This is a genomic window from Streptomyces sp. NRRL S-1813 (assembly GCF_000719605.1).
In the GTDB taxonomy this organism is placed as follows: domain Bacteria; phylum Actinomycetota; class Actinomycetes; order Streptomycetales; family Streptomycetaceae; genus Streptomyces; species Streptomyces decoyicus.
In genome coordinates, this window is sequence record NZ_JOHB01000001.1 from 255,151 (window position 1) to 273,274 (window position 18,124).

Consider the following 18,124-nt stretch of genomic DNA (forward strand, 5'->3'; position numbering starts at 1 on the left):
CGGGCCCGGCACGGCGGCCACCGAGCCGCCGTGCCGGGCCCATTCGCCGGGGCGACCCGGCAGCCCTGCCGGCTTTTTTCGGCGCCGACACTACGCGCGTAGCGCGGAGTTGGCGCGATATCGTCACCTCCCCGCTCCTCCTTCACTCCCTGTCCCCCGAGGAGAGTGCGCCATCAAAGCGTCCAGCAGCTCCCAGGCAGACAGCGCCCCCGCCGCAGCACCGGCGGTGGAACTCCGCGGGATCACCAAGCGGTTCCCGGGCGTTGTCGCCAATCACGACATCGACATCACCATCCGCCGCGGCGCCGTGCACGCGCTCGTCGGCGAGAACGGCGCGGGCAAGTCCACGCTGATGAAGATCCTCTACGGCATGCAGAAGCCGGACGAGGGCACCATCCGCATCGACGGCGAACAGGTCAGCTTCCACAGCCCGGCCGACGCCATCGCCCGCGGCATCGGCATGGTGCACCAGCACTTCATGCTCGCCGACAACCTCACCGTCCTGGAGAACGTCGTTCTCGGCGGCGAGAAACTGCACGGCATCGGCGGCAAGGCCCGCGCCGAGATCCTCAAGATCTCCGACCGCTACGGCCTCGGTGTCCGCCCCGACGTCCTCGTCGAGGACCTCGGCGTCGCCGACCGCCAGCGCGTGGAGATCCTCAAGGTCCTCTACCGCGGCGCCCGCACCCTCATCCTCGACGAGCCGACGGCCGTTCTGGTCCCGCAGGAGGTCGACGCGCTCTTCGACAATCTGCGGGAGCTCAAGGCCGAGGGCCTCACCGTCATCTTCATCTCCCACAAGCTGGGCGAGGTGCTCTCGGTCGCCGACGACATCACCGTCATCCGGCGCGGCACCACCGTCGCCTCCGTCGTCCCCAGCGAGACCACGCCCAAGCAGCTCGCCGAGCTGATGGTCGGCAGCGAGCTGCCGTCGCCGCAGACCCGCGAGTCCACCGTCACCGACGTGGAGATGCTGAAGGTCCACGGGCTGGGCCTGGTCTCCACCGACGCGGAGGGGGTGGCGCGCACCGTCCTGGACGAGGTGTCGCTGACGATCCACAAGGGCGAAGTGCTGGGCATCGCGGGCGTGGAGGGCAACGGCCAGGCCGAACTGGTCGAGGCCATCATGGGCATGCGCGACCCCGACGGCGGCACCATCGTGCTGAACGGTACGGACATCAGCCACACGCCCACCCGCACCCGGCGCGAGGACGGCATCGGCTACATCCCCGAGGACCGCCACCGCCACGCCCTGCTGCTGGAAGCCCCCCTGTGGGAGAACCGCATCCTGGGGCACGTCACCGAACGGCCCAACGCCAGGGGCCGGCTGCTGGATCTGAAGGCCGCCCGCGCCGACACCAAGCGGATCGTCGCCGAGTACGACGTCCGCACCCCAGGCATCGAGGTCACCGCGGCCTCGCTCTCCGGCGGCAACCAGCAGAAGCTGATTGTCGGCCGCGAGATGAGCCACCGCCCCAAGCTGCTGATCGCCGCGCACCCGACCCGGGGCGTGGACGTCGGTGCCCAGGCGCAGATCTGGGACCAGATCCGCGAGGCGCGCCGCGAAGGGCTGGCCGTGCTGCTGATCTCGGCCGACCTGGACGAGCTGATCGGGCTGTCCGACACCCTGCGGGTCATGTACCGCGGCCGCCTGGTCGCGGACGCGGACCCCGCCACCATCACCCCGGAGGAGTTGGGCTCGGCCATGACCGGCGCCGCTACCGGCCACCTGTCCGTGTCTGACGAGGGCTCCGCCGAGGGTCCCGCGGAGGAGGGTGAGTCCGAGTGAAGACCTTCGCCAGATTCGACAAGAAGAAGGTGATCCTCGGGATCGCCGCCCCCCTCCTCGCCATTGTGGCGGCCCTGGTCATCACCTCGATGATCATCCTGTTCACCGGCAAGGACCCGCTCCACGCCTACGCCGTGATGGCCGACTTCGGCTCCAAGAGCGACAGCCAGGTCTGGATCATCAACAAGGCGGTCCCGTACTACCTGTCCGCGGTCGCCGTCGCCATCGGCTTCCGGATGAACCTCTTCAACATCGGTGTCGACGGCCAGTACCGCATCGCGGCCTTCTTCGCCGCGGTGGTCGGCGGTGCCCTGACGCTCCCCGGCTTCCTGCAGATCCCGCTGATCATCCTCGTCGCGATGCTGGTCGGCTCGGTCTGGGCGGGTATCGCGGGTCTGCTGAAGACCACCCGCGGCGTCAGCGAAGTGATCACCACGATCATGCTGAACGCCATCGCGGCCGCGGTCATCGGCTACTTCCTCCAGGAAGGCCGGCTCGCGAAGAAGGACGGCAACCTCTTCCACACGCCCAACCTGCCGGCCTCCAGCCACTTCTTCACCATCCCCACCAACCCCAAGCCCCTCGACGGCTTCCTCGTCATCGCCGCCGTAGTCGGCCTCGTGTACTGGTTCGTCCTCAACCGCACCCGCTTCGGCTTCGATCTGCGGACCGTCGGCCAGTCCGAGCCGGCGGCCGAGGCCAGCGGCGTCAGCGTCAAGCGCATGATCGTCACCTCCATGCTGCTGTCCGGCGCCGCGGCGGGCCTGATCGGCATGCCGACGCTGCTCGGTACCTCGTACAACTACGGCACCGACTTCCCCATCGGCATCGGCTTCACCGGCATCGCCATCGCGCTGCTCGGCCGCAACCACCCGGTCGGCATGGCGGCCGGCGCGCTGCTGTGGGGCTTCCTCGAACGCACCGGCACCCAGCTCGAATTCGAGGACTACGAGCAGGAGATCGTCGGCGTGATGCAGGGCGTCATCGTGCTCTGCGTCGTCATCGCCTACGAGCTCGTCCGCCGCTACGGCCTCAAACTCCAGCAGCGGCAGGTCGGCGAGAAGCTCGCCGCCCAGGCCCGCAAGACCGACAAGGCGGAGGTGACCTCGTGAGTTCGAACCTCACGGCCCCGGTCGCGGAGAGCACCGGCCACCAGCACAAGACAAAGCCCCCCAGGATGAAGCTCACCTACCCCAAGGTGCTGCTGATCATCGCCGGCAGCCTGATCCTGCTGTCCCTGCTGCGGATCATCACCGGCGCCAACAACCTGACCGAATCGGGCCAGTACACCGCGGCGCTCAACGCCGCCGTGCCGATCGGCCTGGCCGGTCTCGGCGGCCTGTGGGCCGAGCGCTCCGGCGTCATCAACATCGGCCTCGAAGGCATGATGATGCTCGGCGCCTTCTCCGCCGGCGCGGTCGGCTGGGAGCACGGGCCCTGGGCCGCGGCGCTGGCCGGCCTCCTCGGCGGCGCGCTCGGCGGACTGCTGCACGCCGTCGCCACCGTCACCTTCGGCGTCGACCACATCATCTCCGGCGTCGCCATCAACATCATGGCGCTCGGACTGACCCAGTTCCTCGCCAAACTGTGGTTCGGCGCGGACGGCAGCGCGGCCGCGGAGGCCGGCGGCAACGACAAGCAGTCGCCACCCATGCCCGACATGCCGACGTTCACCGTCCCCGGCCTGTCCGACTGGCTCTACTCCGTCGAGCAGCACCACTGGTTCCTGGTCTCCGACGTGGCCGGCATCTGCGGCTCCCTGGTCACCAACGTCTCCTGGCTGACGCTGCTGACCGCCGCCCTCTTCGTGCTGACCTTCTTCGTCCTGTGGCGCTCCTCCTTCGGACTGCGACTGCGCTCCTGCGGCGAGGGCCCGATCGCGGCCGAATCGCTCGGCGTCAACGTCTACCGCTACAAGTACGCGGCGGTGCTCGCCTCCGGTGCACTGGCCGGGCTCGGCGGCGCGTTCCTCGCCATCTACGTGCACATCTACCAGGACGGCCAGACCGGCGGGCGCGGCTACATCGGCCTCGCCACCATGATCTTCGGCAACTGGCGGCCGGGCGGGGTCGCCATGGGCGCCGGCCTGTTCGGCTTCATGGACGCGCTTCAGCTGCGCGGCGGCGGCCCCACCGTCCATGCGCTGCTGCTCCTGCTCGCCGTCCTGCTGGTCGGCCTCGCGCTGTGGAAGCTGCGCACCGGCTACCGCACCCAGGCCGTGATCAGCCTGGTCTGCGCCGCGCTGCTCGCCCTCTGGTACGCCACCACCGACACGGTCGCGCTGGAGATCGTCAGCGTCGCCCCGTACATCACCACGCTGCTGGTGCTCGCGCTGGCCGCCCAGCGGCTGCGGCCCCCGAAGGCCATCGGCAAGATCTACCGAAGGGGCCAGGGCAAGTGAGCACCGCTCCCGACTGGGAGGCACTACGGCGGCAGGCCCGGGACGCGATGTCCCGGGCCTACGCCCCGTACTCCGGCTACCCCGTGGGCGCCGCCGCCCTCGTGGACGACGGCCGCACCGTCACCGGCTGCAACGTCGAGAACGCCTCGTACGGCCTCGGTCTGTGCGCCGAATGCGGCCTGGTCTCCGCCCTGTTCGCGAGCGGCGGCGGCCGGCTGACCGCCTTCACCTGCGCGGACGGCGCGGGCGAACTGCTCGTCCCGTGCGGGCGCTGCCGCCAGCTGCTGTGGGAACACGGCGGGCCCGAGCTCCTGGTGGACACGGCGTCCGGCATCCGCCCGCTGTCCGAGCTTCTGCCCGACGCCTTCGGGCCCGGCCACCTGGCCCCCTGACGCACGAGGTGTGGCCGGGCCCCGTCCGGTCTGGCCACCCTCGTGTCTATGCGTGTAGAACGGGAGTTACCCGTTCGAAAGGAACCCTCCATGGACGTCATCTCCGTCATCCGCGCCAAGCGCGACCGCGGCGAGCTGACCCCCGATCAGATCGACTGGGTCATCGACGCCTACACCCGCGGCGAGGTCGCCCACGAGCAGATGTCGTCCCTCGCGATGGCCATCTTCCTCAACGGCATGAACCGCACGGAGATCGCCCGCTGGACCGCGGCGATGATCGCCTCCGGCGAGCGCATGGACTTCTCGTCGCTGCCCCGCCCCACCGCCGACAAGCACTCCACCGGCGGCGTCGGCGACAAGATCACCCTCCCGCTCGCCCCGCTCGTCGCCGCCTGCGGCGCGGCCGTCCCGCAGCTCTCCGGCCGCGGCCTCGGCCACACCGGCGGCACCCTCGACAAGCTCGAAGCGATCCCCGGCTGGCGCGCGACGCTCTCCAACGCCGAGATGCTCGACGTCCTGCGCGACGTCGGCTCCGTCATCTGTGCCGCCGGCGACGGCCTGGCCCCGGCCGACAAGAAGCTCTATGCGCTCCGCGATGTCACCGGCACCGTCGAGTCCATCCCGCTGATCGCCTCCTCCATCATGTCCAAGAAGATCGCCGAGGGCACCGGCTCCCTCGTCCTGGACGTCAAGGTCGGCTCCGGCGCCTTCATGAAGGACCTCGACAACGCCCGCGAACTGGCCGCCACGATGGTCGAGTTGGGCACCGACCACGGCGTGCGGACGGTCGCCCTGCTCACCGGCATGGCCACCCCGCTGGGCCTGACCGCCGGCAACGCCCTCGAAGTCCGCGAATCCGTCGAGGTACTGGCCGGCGGCGGCCCGCAGGACGTCGTCGAGCTGACCCTCGCCCTCGCCCGCGAAATGCTCGACGCGGCCGGCCTCAAGGACGCCGACCCGGCCAAGGCGCTCGCCGACGGCTCCGCCATGGACCACTGGCGCCGCATGATCGTCGCCCAGGGCGGCGACCCCGACGCCGCCCTCCCGGTGGCCCGCGAACAGCATGTCGTCACCGCCTCCTCCTCCGGCACCCTCACCACCCTCGACGCCTACGCCGTCGGCCTCGCCGCCTGGCGCCTGGGCGCCGGCCGCGCCCGCAAGGAGGACCCGGTCCAGGCAGGCGCCGGCGTCGAACTGCACGCCAAGCCGGGCGACACGGTCACCGCCGGCCAGCCCCTGCTGACCCTGCACACCGACACCCCGGAAAAGTTCGCCTACGCCCTGGAGGCCCTCGATGGCGGCGTCCTCGTCGGCCCAGCGGACACGGCCTTCGCCGCCACGCCTGTGGTACTGGAACGTATCGCCTGACCTGCTGCGTCTTCCGGCCGACGGGCCGACGGGCCGACGGGGCGACGTACGAGGGTCCGCCGACCGAGAAGAACGAGTCGGACCGGATTGAGTGGGTCCCGCTGGCCGAGGTCCGGGGCATGATCGACCGGCGTGAGATCGTCAGCAGCGGTTCCCTCGTCGGGCTGCTCTACGTGCTCATGGACGAGGCGATCCGCTGACCTGGCGGGGCAAGAGCTCCCGGAGCCGGACCTCGAAAGCCACCGCGGCCGGCTCCCGGCGGAAGGGCTCCAACTGCTCGTAGAACTCCCGAAGGTGCCCGGCCACTCGTTGCGAGCTGACGGCCGCCGCAGGGGCCAGCGCGTCCATGGCTGTGTGGCACGCTTCGTCGAGCTTTCCGCGTTGAAGCTGGGTGCGGGCCGGCCAGATGGTGTGGAGGGCGCGGCCCCGGTGGTTCGATCGGTGCTCGCGGCGTAGGGCGTCCGCGATCAGGGGTTCGGCAAGGGCGGCTTCGCCCAGACGGCCGTGGGCGATGCCGGTGTTGACGATCAGCTTCGGCTCGTCGAAGTAGGCCACCCAGGCCGGGTCCGGATCGTTGGCACTGATCCGGCTGAAGCAGGTTCTCTGCACCAGTCAAGTCGTCGGCCGTCTCGGGGTCTCCGTAGTACTCGCCGAAAATCGGGCGGATACGGTTGAGTAGCAGGCCGTCGACGTCCTGCCCGTTGTAGGCCAGGTAGGCCCTTGACAGCAGTTCTTCCTCGGCACTCACGACGGTCTCCTGGCCTTCTGATCGCCGGCCCGGCTCGTCCGCGGCTGCCGTCACAGGCTCAGCAGCAGGTCCCGGACCGCGGCGGGCTGGGACAGGAACGGGTGGTGGCCGGCGTCGAGTTCGACGACGCTGTCGGCCCGGCGGGCGAACTCGCGCTGCAGCCGCGGCGGGGTGCCCCGGTCCTGGGCGCAGACGAGGTACGTAGAGGGCAACTGCTGCCATGCGGCCGCCCCGACCGGCTGCCCGGTCACCTGCACGCTCTGCCGGGCGAGGTGGGCCGCCGCCTGCGCCTGGACCTCGGGGTCGCAGTCCTGCAGGAATGTATCCACGAGCAGCTCGGGGCGGACCCCGAATGTGCCGGCGTCGGGGTCAACGTCGAGAAACGGGGCGGGGCTGCCGTCCCCGAACTCCGACAGGCTCTGCCCGACCTCGGGCAGGTAGCTGGAGACCAGCAGCAGGTGGCGCACCGACCCGATGCCCGCGGCGGCTTCCGCGGTGATGATGCCGCCGTAGCTGTGGGCGACCACGATGGTCGGCTCGTCGCTGTCCTGCAGCACCTGCCGCACCGCGGCAACATCCTCGGGCAGTCCCGGACCGCCGACGCCGCCGGGCAGGCCCGCCTCGCCGCAGCTCGGCAGCGCCGGGGCCACGCTCGGCACCCCGCGCTCCTGCAGCAGCCCGGCGGTGCGGTGCCACCACCACGACCCGTCCCGCACGCACGCCCCATGCACGAACACGACCCTCATCGCTACCTCCACGTCTGCCGTGACTGCTCCCCTGCCGACGATAGACGTAGTAGCCGTTACGTGAAAAAGTAGGGTCGTGGGTAGACGACCGGAACCGCACATCAAGGAGAGGCTGCTCGATGCCTGCGCTGATCACGCCCTCGCGCACGGTCTCCCCGACCGGCTCGAGCCGCTGGCCACCGCCACCGGCACCTCAGCCCGCATGCTGATTTATCACTTCGGCACCCGCGACGCGCTGCTGCGGGCCGTCCTCGGGCACGCACGGCAACGTCAGCTCGACACATTCGGCGACCTCCTGCGGGTGCGACCCGACGAGCCGTACACGGCCACCCTGAACCGCGCCTGGACCTCCATGACCGGCCCGGACGGGCAGCCGTACCTGCGGATGTTCGGTCAGCTGCGCGAGAGTGCGGAGCAGCAGTTGTGGCCCAACTTCCGGCGCACCGCGACGACCGACTGGCTCGGGCCGCTCGAGGACGGCCTGCGCAGCATCGGTCGGCCGGATCTCGCGACGCTCGTTCTCGCTGTCATCCGTGGTCTCCTCATGGACCTCGACGCCACCGGCGACACCACCCGCACCGACCGGGCCTTCCGCGACTTCCTCGGTGCAGTCGAGCACCTGTCCAGCGGCTACCGCTCAGGCGCGGTTCTCCTCGTCCCAGATGGTGTCCCGCCGGGCGGTGTAGCAGCCCCATCGAGGCCGGGGATGCTGAGCGGCTCATGACGGCCCTTCTGGCCGGACGCCCGGCATGCCGAGGCTGACGGGCGCGATGCGGGTCAGCCGCTGTGACTGTTCTCGTTTCTGCTGCAGGAAGGTGAGGGTGAGGTCGAGTCCCAGGTCTCGCCCGGGAACTGGCTCAGGTGGTGCAGGAGGTCCCGGGCGCCACGGCTTCGGTTCCATCCCCCTTGACGCGGCGTTTACGGATCCCATAACCGCGGACCTCGGCATCTCATGCAGGCGAGCACATTGGCCATGAACTGGCGGTCGTCCACCGCCTTGGCCAGCCCGACGGCTTCACCGCACCGGCCAAGGGCATCACCGCCTTCGCCGCCGCCAACCGCAACGTCTGGGACGAGATCAGCACCGCCGACCCCCACCCCTGGACCCTGCGCCTGGCGGCCGCCGCGGCCACCTGGCACGACCACCGCGAGGGTGCCTGAACCGGATCTGACGCGCGGGTGCCCGAACGAGCAGGGGAAAAGCCGTGCAGGGTGCCGGCCCCGCCACTGCTCGGTCGCACGGCAAGCTCCCCGAGCCCTTCGGCCTGACCGTCGGTACCAGCGTCTTCCCTTCCGGCACCGTCTGGCGGCGCAGGACTCGCCTCCACCAGGACGTGGATCTCCCAAAGCGACGAAGGGCCCGCCCCACCAGGACAGGTGGTGGGACGGGCCCTTCGGACTGAGGGGTGTTACGCGGCCTTCTCCAGGTGGAGCAGGCGGCGTTCGGCCACGGCCTTGCGGGTGGCGTAGAGGGTGACCGAGGCGGCGCCGACCATCGCGGCGAGGCCCAGGAGGACGGTGCCCTCCCAGCCGACGGCGTGGAAGGCGGCGGCGCCGAGGGCGCCGCCCAGGCTGCTGCCGACGTAGTACGCGCACTGGTACAGCGCCGACGCCTGGGCGCGGGCCGTCTTGGCGGTGCGGCTGACCGCGGACGAGGCGACCGCATGGCCCGCGAAGAAGCCCGCGGTGATCAGGATGAGGCCCGCCAGCACCGCGGCGACGGAGTCGGCGAGGGAGAGCAGCAGGCCCGTGGAGGTGGTGCCGACGGCCAGGTAGAGGGCGCCGCGGCGGCCCGTACGGGCGACCAGCTGGCCGGCCGCGGCCGAGGAGACCGTACCGACCAGGTAGACCACGAAGATCGAACCGACGATGCCCTGCGGGAGGTTGAACGGCTCGGAGACCAGGCGGTAGCCGATGACCGTGTAGACCGCGCCGAAGACCGTCATGAACAGGCCGCCGATGGCGTAGAGGCGGCGGAGCAGAGGGTCGGCGAGGTGGTTGCCGAGCGTACGGGCCAGCGCCCGCGGGCCCACCGAACGTGGCGCGAAGTGCCGGGCCTTGGGGATCAGCAGCCGGAACGTCACCGCGCAGAGCACGGCCAGCACACCCACCGCGGCCAGCGCGGCCCGCCAGCCCCAGGCCTGGGCGACCCAGCCGGTCACGATCCGGCCGGACATCCCGCCGATGCTGTTGCCCGCCACGAACAGCCCGATGGCCGCCACCAGCGCCTTGGCGCGTACCTCCTCGGCCAGGAAGGCCATCGCCGACGCCGGCAGTCCGGCCAGCGCGACACCCTGGATCCCGCGCAGCGCGATCAGCACCCCGAGCGACGGGGCGAACGGCACCAGCATCGCGATCAGCGCGGCCACCGAGAGGGACACCGTCATCAGCGTGCGCCGCCCGAAGCGCTCGGAGACCGCGCTCAGCGGGATCACGCCGAGGGCCAGGCCGAAGGTGGCCGCGGACACGGTCCAGCTCGCCTGGTCCGGGCTGACCCCGAGGTCACCGGAGATCGCGGGCAGCAGCGCCTGCGTGGAGTAGAGGAGCGCGAAGGTCGCCACTCCGGCGGCGAAGAGGGCGAAGCTCATCCGGCGGTAGCCGGGGCCGCCCGGCCGCAGCTTGGCCGACTCGGGGCCGGGCGCGGCGGAGGAGGCGGAGGAAGAGGAGTCGGTGGACGACAGAGGAGAGGCGGCCGCACGGTCGGTGACGGACGCCCCGGTATCAGCGGGAGGCATGTTTCGAAGGTAGGCCGCGCAGTTTCATGCGTCCAATGCATGGAAACGCCATAATCGATGCTGTGACACATGACCGCAGGTTGCAAGGGCCCCTGTTGCAAGGTCGCAACAGAAAAGACATTGCCGGGTCGAGGCCCGTTGGCGCGGAAGTGGGGGAGGCGGCCGAGCTCGGTGTCGACTCCTGGGCGGTGATCCTCGCCCCGCGGCTCGCCCAGTTCACCGCCGTCGCCCGGCACGAACACGTCACCCGCGCCGCGCAGGAGCTCGGGATGCCGCAGCCGACGCTCAGCCGCGCCCTCGTCCGCCTGGAGGACGACCTCGGCGTCGCCCTCTTCGCCCGGCACGGCCGCACCCTCTCCCTCACCCCGGCCGGCCGCGCGTTTCTCTCCTCCACCGAGCGGGCGTTGACGGATCTGGAGCGGGCGACGGAGTCCGTACGGGCCGATGTCGACCCGGCCGCGGGGAAGGTGGCGTTCGGCTTTCTGCACACGCTCGGCTCGGAGACCGTGCCCGGCCTGATCCGCAGCTTCCGCGCCGACCACCCGCGCGTCCGCTTCCAGCTCGTCCAGAACTACGGCGAGGCGATGATCGAGCGCCTGCGCGCCGGCGACCTCGACCTGTGTCTGACCTCCCCGGTCCCCGACTACCCCGACCTGGTCGCCCGCCGGCTCGACGAACAGAAGCTGCGCCTGGTCGTCCCGGACGACCATCCGCTGGCCGGGCGCAAGCGGGTCCGGCTCGCGGAGGCCGCGGGCGAGCTGTTCGTCACCCTCGAACCCGGCTACGGGCTGCGCCGGATCACCGACGCGCTGTGCGCCGAGGCAGGCTTCACCCCGCGCATCGCCTTCGAGGGGGAGGAGGCCGAGACGCTGCGCGGGCTGGTCGCGGCCGGTCTGGGCGTCGCCCTGCTCCCGCCGCCCGCCGTGCCGCGCCCCGGGGTCGCCGAGCTGACCGTGACGGCGCCGCGCGCGGTCCGCGAGATCGGCGTCGCCTGGCTGGACGGCCACCCGGACACAGCCCCGGTCGCCGAGTTCAAGAAGTTTCTGCTGAGCCGGCGGGGGAGGTTGTTGCCCAGGTGACGGGCGCGGTCCAGGGGCGGACGCCGCTCAGTGCCGCAGCGACGCCCCGAAGCCCGCGGCCAGTGGCATCCGCAGGCCCAGCGGTGGTGGTGCGGCCAGGGCGTCCTTCACGGGTCTGGAGTAGCCCCGGGCGAACAGGGAGCCGAGCATGAAGTCGGCCGCCAGGGCGAGGACTTCGGCGCGGTGCTGGTGGAGCGAGTGGCCGTCGGAGTGCACCTCGAAGCGGCAGGTGTCGCGGTTGATCTTCTTGGCGCGCTCGGCATAGCGGTAGGACAGATCGGGGTCGGTGCGTTCGTCGTTGGTGCCGTGGACGAGCAGGACCTGCCGGCCGATGAGCTGTTTCACCGGGTCGGGCCGCTTGTCGTTCTCGTCGAGCTCGGGCAGCCAAGGGGCCAGTGCCAGTACGGAGTTGACGGCGGGGTGGCCTGCTGCGTGCAGGGCGGCGCGGGCTCCCATGCCCGTACCGACGAGGCAGACCGGGACATCGCCGTATCGGCGGACCACCTCGTCCAGGGCCCAGGTGGCGTCCCGTGCCGGATGCGCGTCGGGACCGTTCCAGCCGCTGCACCGGTAGCGCACGACATGGGCCGTCAGGCCCTCAGGGCGTCCCGCCTTCGCCAGCCGGACCGCCAGCGGACGCACCGCCAGCGCCGCCACCGGCGACGGCCGCCGTACCCCGGTCGGTCCGCCCCCGGGCAGTAAAAGCGCGACCCCGCTCACCTCCCGGCCGGTGCCCCGGCCGCTCCCACTCCGCCACCGGAGCGCCTCGCGCGTGCCTTCCTTGCCGGCCGTTCCCAGCGGTTTTCCCAGCCGGGCCTCGCGCACCGGCAGTGCTTGCTGAGCCATGACCAGAACGATGGCAGAAGGCGGCCTGCCCGCCACCCCATGGACGGGTCACTGTTACGTATCGTTCGATGAGATCTACGCGCGTAGGGGCTAGAGTGCCGAAATGACGAGCGAGACCACCACACTCCCGACCAGTGAACAGATCCGCCGTGCCCCCAAGGTGCTGCTCCACGACCACCTCGACGGCGGCCTGCGCCCCGCCACCGTCGTCGAGCTGGCCCGCGAGAACGGCTACGAGGGACTGCCCGAAGCCGACCCGGAAAAGCTCGGGATCTGGTTCCGTGAGGCCGCCGACTCCGGCTCGCTCGAGCGCTACCTGGAGACCTTCGCGCACACCTGCGCCGTCATGCAGACCCGCGACGCACTGGCCCGGGTGGCCGCCGAGTGCGCCGAGGACCTGGCCGCCGACGGTGTGGTCTATGCCGAGGTCAGGTACGCGCCCGAGCAGCACCTCGAACAGGGTCTGACCCTCGAAGAGGTCGTCGAGGCGGTCAACGAGGGCTTCCGCGAGGGCGAGCGGCGGGCCCGCGAGAACGGCCACCGCATCCGCGTCGGCGCCCTGCTGACCGCCATGCGGCACGCCGCCCGCGCCCTGGAGATCGCCGAACTCGCCAACCGCTACCGGGACACCGGCGTCGTCGGCTTCGACATCGCGGGCGCGGAGGCCGGTTACCCGCCCACCCGCCACCTCGACGCGTTCGAGTACCTCAAGCGGGAGAACAACCACTTCACCATCCATGCCGGTGAGGCCTTCGGCCTGCCGTCCATCTGGCAGGCCCTCCAGTGGTGCGGCGCCGACCGCCTCGGCCACGGCGTCCGGATCATCGACGACATCGAGGTCGCCGACGACGGCTCGGTCAAGCTCGGCCGGCTCGCCTCGTACGTACGGGACAAGCGCATCCCGCTGGAGATGTGCCCGACCTCCAACCTCCAGACCGGTGCCGCCCCCTCCTACGCGGAGCACCCCATCGGCCTGCTGCGCCGACTTCAGTTCCGGCTCACGGTCAATACCGACAACCGGCTGATGAGCGGCACGAACATGTCCCGGGAATTCGAGCACCTGGTCAAGACATTCCGATACACGCTCGATGACATGCAGTGGTTTACAGTCAATGCGATGAAATCAGCGTTCATTCCTTTCGATGAACGTCTGGCGATGATCAATGACGTCATCAAGCCGGGTTACGCGGAACTGCGGGCCGAGTGGCTGTTCCGTCCGCAGGGCACAACTGCCCCGCTGAGCAGTGGTTCTGACTCTGTGTGAGCGGTAGCGCGAGCCTATAGCGCAACGGCCGGTGGAATGTCCACCGGCCGTTTTTTCTTTCGTCGTGGCTGTTTGCGGCGCCGGTTTCGGCCTCGCTAGGTTGACTCGCCGGTCAAACCCCCATCACGAGGACGTAATTCGATGAAGCAGGGAACCATCAAGACTCTCGGTACCGTCGCGCTCGGTGCCGCTTTCGTCGTCACCGCTGCGGGCGTCGCCAGCGCGGCCCCGGCGGCCGGCGGCTCCGACACCACCGGGGTGCTGAAGAGCCTGCCGGTGAAGGACGCCGCCAAGACCGTCTCCGGGCTCACCAAGTCCAAGCCGGCCGGCAACGACGTCAAGACCAAGCTGAACTCCCACGGCAACAAGCTGCTGGGCGGCCTCCAGCCCGGCAGCCTCCTCGGCGGCTGACGCGGCCCGTCCCACCGGGACGCCCACTGCGCCGTGCCCCGGCCGTACGCCCTTGCGCATACGGCCGGGGCCTCGTCATGTGCGGCCGGGAGCCGGGAGCCGGGAGCCGGGAGCCGGGAGCCGGCCGTCGGCTGTCGGGGTGCCGGGGCGTCGGGTCAGCGGCGCGCGCCGGGCCGCCGGCCGCGGGCCGCCGGGTGGGTCACCAGGCGGCGGCGCCGGTGGCCTTCTCCTCGGAGGGGAGGAGTATCCACAGCGCCAGATAGAGCAGGAACTGCGGTCCGGGAAGCAGACACGAGACCACGAAGAGCACGCGCATCGTCGTCGGGGTCGTACCGAAGCGACGGGCCAGGCCCGCGCACACTCCGGCGATCATTCGGTTATTGCGGGGGCGGACCAGTGCGGCGGCCATGAGGACGGCTCCTTTTCGACTCGGCGGGGCGTTTGCCCCGATGTCTCAAAGGTAGGTCCGGCTGCCGGAGAGAGCGTCAGCCTGCGGGGCCAGTTCAACCCTGGGGATTCTCGGGGTCGTGTCCCCGAGATGCCCGTACCGGCGGCGCAGCCGGCACCGCGCCCCGGGGACGACCGCAAGGTGCACCACGGCCACCCCGAGGGTGCCGAGCAGCACCGAGTCGATGTCGGGGACCCGGCCGGGCACCCCTGACTGAAGCAGCTCGATGGCCAGCGAGATCATCGCTCCGGCGAAGGCGGTACGGGTCAGGGACACCAGCGGCGAAACGTTCAGGCGGCCGGCCGAGAGGGGCAGCAGCGCGCCCAGAGGCGCCAGCAGCAGCACGGATCCGCCCAGATGCTGTATGACGTCCCACGACGGGCCGCGCGCCAGCTCGGCCTGGATCGTCGCCAGTGGTTCGAGATTCGCGGCGGGTACCCACGGCACCGTACGGGGGCGCAGCGTCAGCCAGCCGACGATCAGTAGATGCGCCACGAGGAGGAGAAGTCCGGTGACGCGCATGCGGGGGGCGGCTGTGGTGCCGGGGCCATGACGCTGCACACAGCCCAGGACGCCGGGAGCGGGGGCCTCGGTTCCGCCCAATTGCGCCCGTCTTGGCCCGCCCTCGTTCACCCCCGTCGTGGCGCCCCGTCTCACTCCTCTTCCGACTCCTCCGACTCCTGCGACAACGGGTCCCCCCACCCGGCGTTCTCCGCGATGTCCGGGTTGGCCAGCACATCCGCCGAGCAGTCGTAACGGTGCGCCGTATCGTCGCCGGGCCCGCCCAGCACCGCCGCATGCCCACGGCCCAGCGCCGGGCTCGCGCCGTAGGTGCACACCAGCTGCGCCAGCGCGAACGACGGCAGGTCGTCGGGCCGGATGCTCAGCCGCAGCGCATCCGCCCGGTCGCCCGCGCGGGGCCCGGAGACCTTCAGGTCCTGCGGCAGCGCGCTGCTGAAACCGGCCTTCTCCTCGTCCGGCGACGGCTTGCGCTGGAGCTCGCCGAGCAGCGCACGGGCGGTCGGCAGCCGTGGGCCGTCGGCCTCGGACGGCGGCACGGCCCGCTCCACCTGGGCCAGCGCCGAGCCGCACACCAGATACACGACGGACCGCGTGCCGTCACCGGACGGGCTCGGCGACGACTCGCTCCCCGGGGCCTTGCAGCTCACCCGCGAGGGCGCGCCGCCCGCGTCGACAGGTACGGACGTGCCCCGGATCCCGCAGCCCGCGACGGCGAGCGCGAGCGCCGCCACGGCGGCGCCGCGCCGCCCTATCCGCCTGCTGGACCTCATCGCCCGCCCTCCGTGCCCTCGCCGGCCGGGCCCTCCGCGCCGCCGTCCCTCCGGTCGCCGCCCGCCAGCGGGGAGGCGTCCATCGGCAGCCGCAGGGTGAAGACCGCGCCGCCCTCGGGAAGATTGGCCGCGGTGATCTCTCCGCCGTGGATATGCGCGTTCTCCAGCGCGATCGACAGGCCCAGACCGCTGCCCTCCGACCGCGGCCGGGAGGCGCTCGCCTTGTAGAAGCGGTCGAAGACATGCGGGAGGACCTCTTCGGGGATGCCGGGGCCGTGGTCGCGTACGCGGATCACCAGCGTCCCGCTCCCGGGCCGCTCCGCATCCGCCGTCCACCCGGACCGTTCGGGACTGCCGTCCCCGGCACCGCCGGCCGGTCCGCCGTCCGCCTCGGGGCCGGCCGGAGCGTCCGCCCCGCCACCGCCGCCGACGGCCGTGCTGCCCGTCCTGCCGCCCGCGTCGTCGCCCGCCACGCCTTCGGTACGCACCGAGACCCGGACCGGCGAGCCGCCGTGCTTGAGGGCGTTGCCGATCAGGTTCGCCAGGATGACGTCCAGCCGCCGCGGGTCCAGCAGGGCCACGGTGCCGCGGTCCGCGTCCAGCTCGACCGCGTCCAGCCAGGCCCGTGCGTCGATACAGGCGGTCACCTGGTCCGCGACATCGACCTCGTCCAGCACCAGCCGGGCCGTGCCCGCGTCGAAGCGGGTGACCTCCATCAAGTTCTCCACGAGGTCGTTCAGCCGCCGGGTCTCGCTGACCACCAGCTGCACCGCGGGCGCGATCATCGGGTCGAGGGAGTCGGCCTCCTCCTCCAGCACCTCGGAGACCGCGGTGATCGCGGTCAGCGGCGTCCGCAGCTCGTGCGACATATCGGCGACGAACCGCCGGGACGCGGCCTCGCGCCCACTCAGCTCCTCGACCCGCTGCTCCAGACGCTCCGCCGTGCGGTTGAACGTCCGGGAGAGATCGGCGAGTTCATCCGTGCCGGTCACCCGCAGCCGGGTGTCCAGACGCCCCTCGCCGAGCTGCCGCGCCGCATGCCCCAGCCGCTGTACGGGCCGCAGCACCGTCGTCGCCGCGGCCTGCGCCAGCAGCGCCGAGCCGACCAGCGCGAGCGCGGTCGCGATGCCCAGCGACCAGGCCAGCGAGTTGAGGTCCTGCCGCTCGGTGGCCAGCGACTTCATCATGTAGCCCGTGGGCCCGCCGCCGATCACCTTCGCCCCGGCGACGAGATAGGGGCTGTCCCCGACCTGCTTGCGCTGCCAGTAGAGATGGTGCGAGTAGCGGTTGGAATCGTCGACCGGGCGCACCTCGTTAACCGCGCTGCGCAGCGACGTCGGTACGTTCTTGAGCGTCAGCAGGTCCTTGTTCGTGGTGGCCGCGCAGTCCTTGCCGTCGCGATCCACGCCGATCAGCAGCACCGCGTAGTTCTGCGGCCCGCCCGCCATCTGCCGTGCCGCGTCCTGGAGTTCGGTGCACCGCGGACGCAGCGGCAGCGACCGCGTACTGTCCTCCAGCGACTTACGGAAATCCTTGAGGACGGCGTTCTGCGTGCGGTCCAGAACGGTGTTGCGGTTGAGCCAGTACGCGATGCCGGACGCGGAGACCGCCGCGGTCAGCGCCACCAGCGCAAAGACCACGACCAGCCGCAGCCGCAGACTCGTCCAGCGCAGCAGCCCCGACGCGCGCCCCAGCATCCGCAGCACCCGCCGGCCGGCCGCGGGCACCCCGGCGCTCCCGGTCCCGCCGCCGGGGCTGTCATCCGTCGCCGCGCCGCCCGTGGCACGCTCCCTCACTGCGGGGAGTCCAGCCGGTAGCCGACGCCACGGACCGTACGGATCAGGGTCGGGGAGGACGGCACGTCCTCCACCTTCGCGCGCAGCCGCTGCACACACGCGTCCACCAGGCGCGAGTCGCCGAGGTAGTCGTGCTCCCACACCAGCCGCAGCAACTGCTGCCGGGACAGCGCCTGACCGGGCCGGCGGCTCAGCTCCAGCAGCAACCGCAGCTCGGTCGGTGTCAGTTGCAGATCCTCGCCGTTCTTGGTGACCGTCATCGCCGACCGGTCGATCACCAGCGACCCGAACGTCGCCGAATCGCTGGACTCCCGCTCGCCACGGCGCAGCACGGCCCGGATCCGGGCGTCCAGCACCCTTCCCTGCACCGGCTTGACGACATAGTCGTCGGCTCCGGACTCCAGCCCCACCACGACGTCGATGTCGTCGTTACGCGCGGTGAGCAGGATGATGGGCAGCTGGTCCGTACGCCTGATCCGCCGGCACACCTCGAAACCGTCGATGCCCGGCAGCATCACATCCAGCACGATCAGGTCAGGGCGCTGCTCACGCAGCAGTTTCAGGCCGTCCTCGCCCGTCGCCGCGGTCACCACACGGTGACCTTGGCGGGACAGCGAGAGTTCGAGGGCCGTGCGGATGGCGTCGTCGTCCTCGATCAGCAACAGGAAAGGCACGTCAGCCATTCTGGCCCATGGGACGCCGGGAGATCGACCAGTGCCGCTCTCGTACACAAGGCCCGCACGCCCGAGACCCCCGCGACGCGCCGTACCGGCCCCTGTGACAGGCCTGTGACAGTCGGCGGACAACGC

17 protein-coding genes and 2 pseudogenes are annotated in these 18,124 nt (G+C 71.2%); 10 read left to right on the forward strand and 9 right to left on the reverse strand.

What is annotated here, in order from left to right:
• The first annotated feature begins 109 nt into the window (after positions 1 to 109).
• From IF67_RS0101195 to IF67_RS44590, 6 genes and pseudogenes are all read left to right on the forward strand, one after another.
• The gene (locus IF67_RS0101195) at positions 110 to 1,789 is read left to right on the forward strand and encodes an ABC transporter ATP-binding protein (RefSeq protein ID WP_030981299.1); all 1,680 of its coding nucleotides are present in this window, start codon (positions 110 to 112) and stop codon (positions 1,787 to 1,789) included.
• Complete coding sequence (locus IF67_RS0101200) at positions 1,786 to 2,901, forward strand: ABC transporter permease (RefSeq protein ID WP_030981300.1); 1,116 nt, start codon at positions 1,786 to 1,788, stop codon at positions 2,899 to 2,901. The genes IF67_RS0101195 and IF67_RS0101200 overlap by 4 nt, the downstream gene beginning before the upstream one ends.
• A complete protein-coding gene (locus IF67_RS0101205; protein ID WP_030981301.1) occupies positions 2,898 to 4,190 on the forward strand; it encodes an ABC transporter permease in 1,293 nt (430 codons plus the stop codon). Before IF67_RS0101200 ends, IF67_RS0101205 begins: the two co-directional genes overlap by 4 nt.
• Entirely contained in the window at positions 4,187 to 4,582 is a 396-nt protein-coding gene (locus tag IF67_RS0101210; protein WP_030981302.1) for a cytidine deaminase, read from the forward strand. Before IF67_RS0101205 ends, IF67_RS0101210 begins: the two co-directional genes overlap by 4 nt.
• 90 nt (positions 4,583 to 4,672) lie before the next feature.
• A complete protein-coding gene (locus tag IF67_RS0101215; protein ID WP_030981303.1) occupies positions 4,673 to 5,950 on the forward strand; it encodes a thymidine phosphorylase in 1,278 nt (425 codons plus the stop codon).
• 29 nt (positions 5,951 to 5,979) lie between these two features.
• Positions 5,980 to 6,150, forward strand: a pseudogene (locus IF67_RS44590) (NUDIX hydrolase); the annotation flags it as partial.
• On the opposite strand, the pseudogene IF67_RS0101225 reads toward IF67_RS44590, so the two are convergent.
• Both IF67_RS0101225 and IF67_RS0101230 read right to left on the reverse strand, forming a co-directional pair.
• Positions 6,128 to 6,550: pseudogene (locus IF67_RS0101225) on the reverse strand (hypothetical protein); the annotation flags it as partial. The pseudogenes IF67_RS44590 and IF67_RS0101225 sit on opposite strands and share 23 nt — an antisense overlap.
• A 198-nt stretch (positions 6,551 to 6,748) precedes the next feature.
• Positions 6,749 to 7,444 (reverse strand): alpha/beta hydrolase, encoded by a 696-nt coding sequence (locus IF67_RS0101230; RefSeq protein ID WP_030981305.1) that lies wholly within the window; start codon positions 7,442 to 7,444, stop codon positions 6,749 to 6,751.
• A gap of 76 nt (positions 7,445 to 7,520) precedes the next feature.
• On the opposite strand from IF67_RS0101230, the gene IF67_RS0101235 reads away from it, so the two are divergent.
• The gene (locus IF67_RS0101235) at positions 7,521 to 8,168 is read left to right on the forward strand and encodes a TetR/AcrR family transcriptional regulator (protein WP_051817463.1); all 648 of its coding nucleotides are present in this window, start codon (positions 7,521 to 7,523) and stop codon (positions 8,166 to 8,168) included.
• A gap of 685 nt (positions 8,169 to 8,853) precedes the next feature.
• Here IF67_RS0101235 and IF67_RS0101240 read toward each other — a convergent pair.
• Complete coding sequence (locus tag IF67_RS0101240) at positions 8,854 to 10,179, reverse strand: MFS transporter (protein WP_030981307.1); 1,326 nt, start codon at positions 10,177 to 10,179, stop codon at positions 8,854 to 8,856.
• A 62-nt stretch (positions 10,180 to 10,241) separates the two neighbouring features.
• On the opposite strand from IF67_RS0101240, the gene IF67_RS0101245 reads away from it, so the two are divergent.
• Complete coding sequence (locus IF67_RS0101245; protein ID WP_420708581.1) at positions 10,242 to 11,258, forward strand: LysR substrate-binding domain-containing protein; 1,017 nt, start codon at positions 10,242 to 10,244, stop codon at positions 11,256 to 11,258.
• 27 nt (positions 11,259 to 11,285) lie between these two features.
• Here the strand turns inward: IF67_RS0101245 and IF67_RS0101250 are convergent, their stop codons facing one another.
• Complete coding sequence (locus tag IF67_RS0101250; RefSeq protein WP_030981309.1) at positions 11,286 to 12,104, reverse strand: hypothetical protein; 819 nt, start codon at positions 12,102 to 12,104, stop codon at positions 11,286 to 11,288.
• A gap of 103 nt (positions 12,105 to 12,207) precedes the next feature.
• Between IF67_RS0101250 and IF67_RS0101255 the strand changes: the two genes are divergently transcribed.
• Together IF67_RS0101255 and IF67_RS0101260 are read left to right on the forward strand one after the other, a co-directional pair.
• On the forward strand, positions 12,208 to 13,368 hold the full coding sequence (locus tag IF67_RS0101255) for an adenosine deaminase (protein ID WP_030981310.1): 1,161 nt from the start codon (positions 12,208 to 12,210) through the stop codon (positions 13,366 to 13,368).
• 141 nt (positions 13,369 to 13,509) lie between these two features.
• The gene (locus IF67_RS0101260) at positions 13,510 to 13,779 is read left to right on the forward strand and encodes a hypothetical protein (protein WP_030981311.1); all 270 of its coding nucleotides are present in this window, start codon (positions 13,510 to 13,512) and stop codon (positions 13,777 to 13,779) included.
• A 199-nt stretch (positions 13,780 to 13,978) separates the two neighbouring features.
• Here IF67_RS0101260 and IF67_RS0101265 read toward each other — a convergent pair whose 3' ends face one another.
• The 5 genes from IF67_RS0101265 to afsQ1 all read right to left on the reverse strand — a co-directional run bounded on the left by IF67_RS0101265 (position 13,979) and on the right by afsQ1 (position 17,989).
• Complete coding sequence (locus tag IF67_RS0101265) at positions 13,979 to 14,188, reverse strand: PspC domain-containing protein (protein ID WP_030087060.1); 210 nt, start codon at positions 14,186 to 14,188, stop codon at positions 13,979 to 13,981.
• A 45-nt stretch (positions 14,189 to 14,233) separates the two neighbouring features.
• Positions 14,234 to 14,749: a VanZ family protein gene (locus IF67_RS0101270; RefSeq protein ID WP_199812677.1), complete on the reverse strand. Its 516-nt coding sequence runs from the start codon at positions 14,747 to 14,749 to the stop codon at positions 14,234 to 14,236.
• 131 nt (positions 14,750 to 14,880) lie between these two features.
• Positions 14,881 to 15,519, reverse strand: a complete 639-nt coding sequence (locus IF67_RS0101275) for a hypothetical protein (RefSeq protein WP_030981313.1) — start codon at positions 15,517 to 15,519, stop codon at positions 14,881 to 14,883.
• Entirely contained in the window at positions 15,516 to 17,315 is a 1,800-nt protein-coding gene (locus IF67_RS0101280; RefSeq protein ID WP_030981314.1) for an ATP-binding protein, read from the reverse strand. The genes IF67_RS0101275 and IF67_RS0101280 overlap by 4 nt, the downstream gene beginning before the upstream one ends.
• Complete coding sequence (gene afsQ1, locus IF67_RS0101285; protein ID WP_026169550.1) at positions 17,312 to 17,989, reverse strand: two-component system response regulator AfsQ1; 678 nt, start codon at positions 17,987 to 17,989, stop codon at positions 17,312 to 17,314. Before afsQ1 ends, IF67_RS0101280 begins: the two co-directional genes overlap by 4 nt.
• Between the last annotated feature and the right edge of the window lie 135 nt (positions 17,990 to 18,124).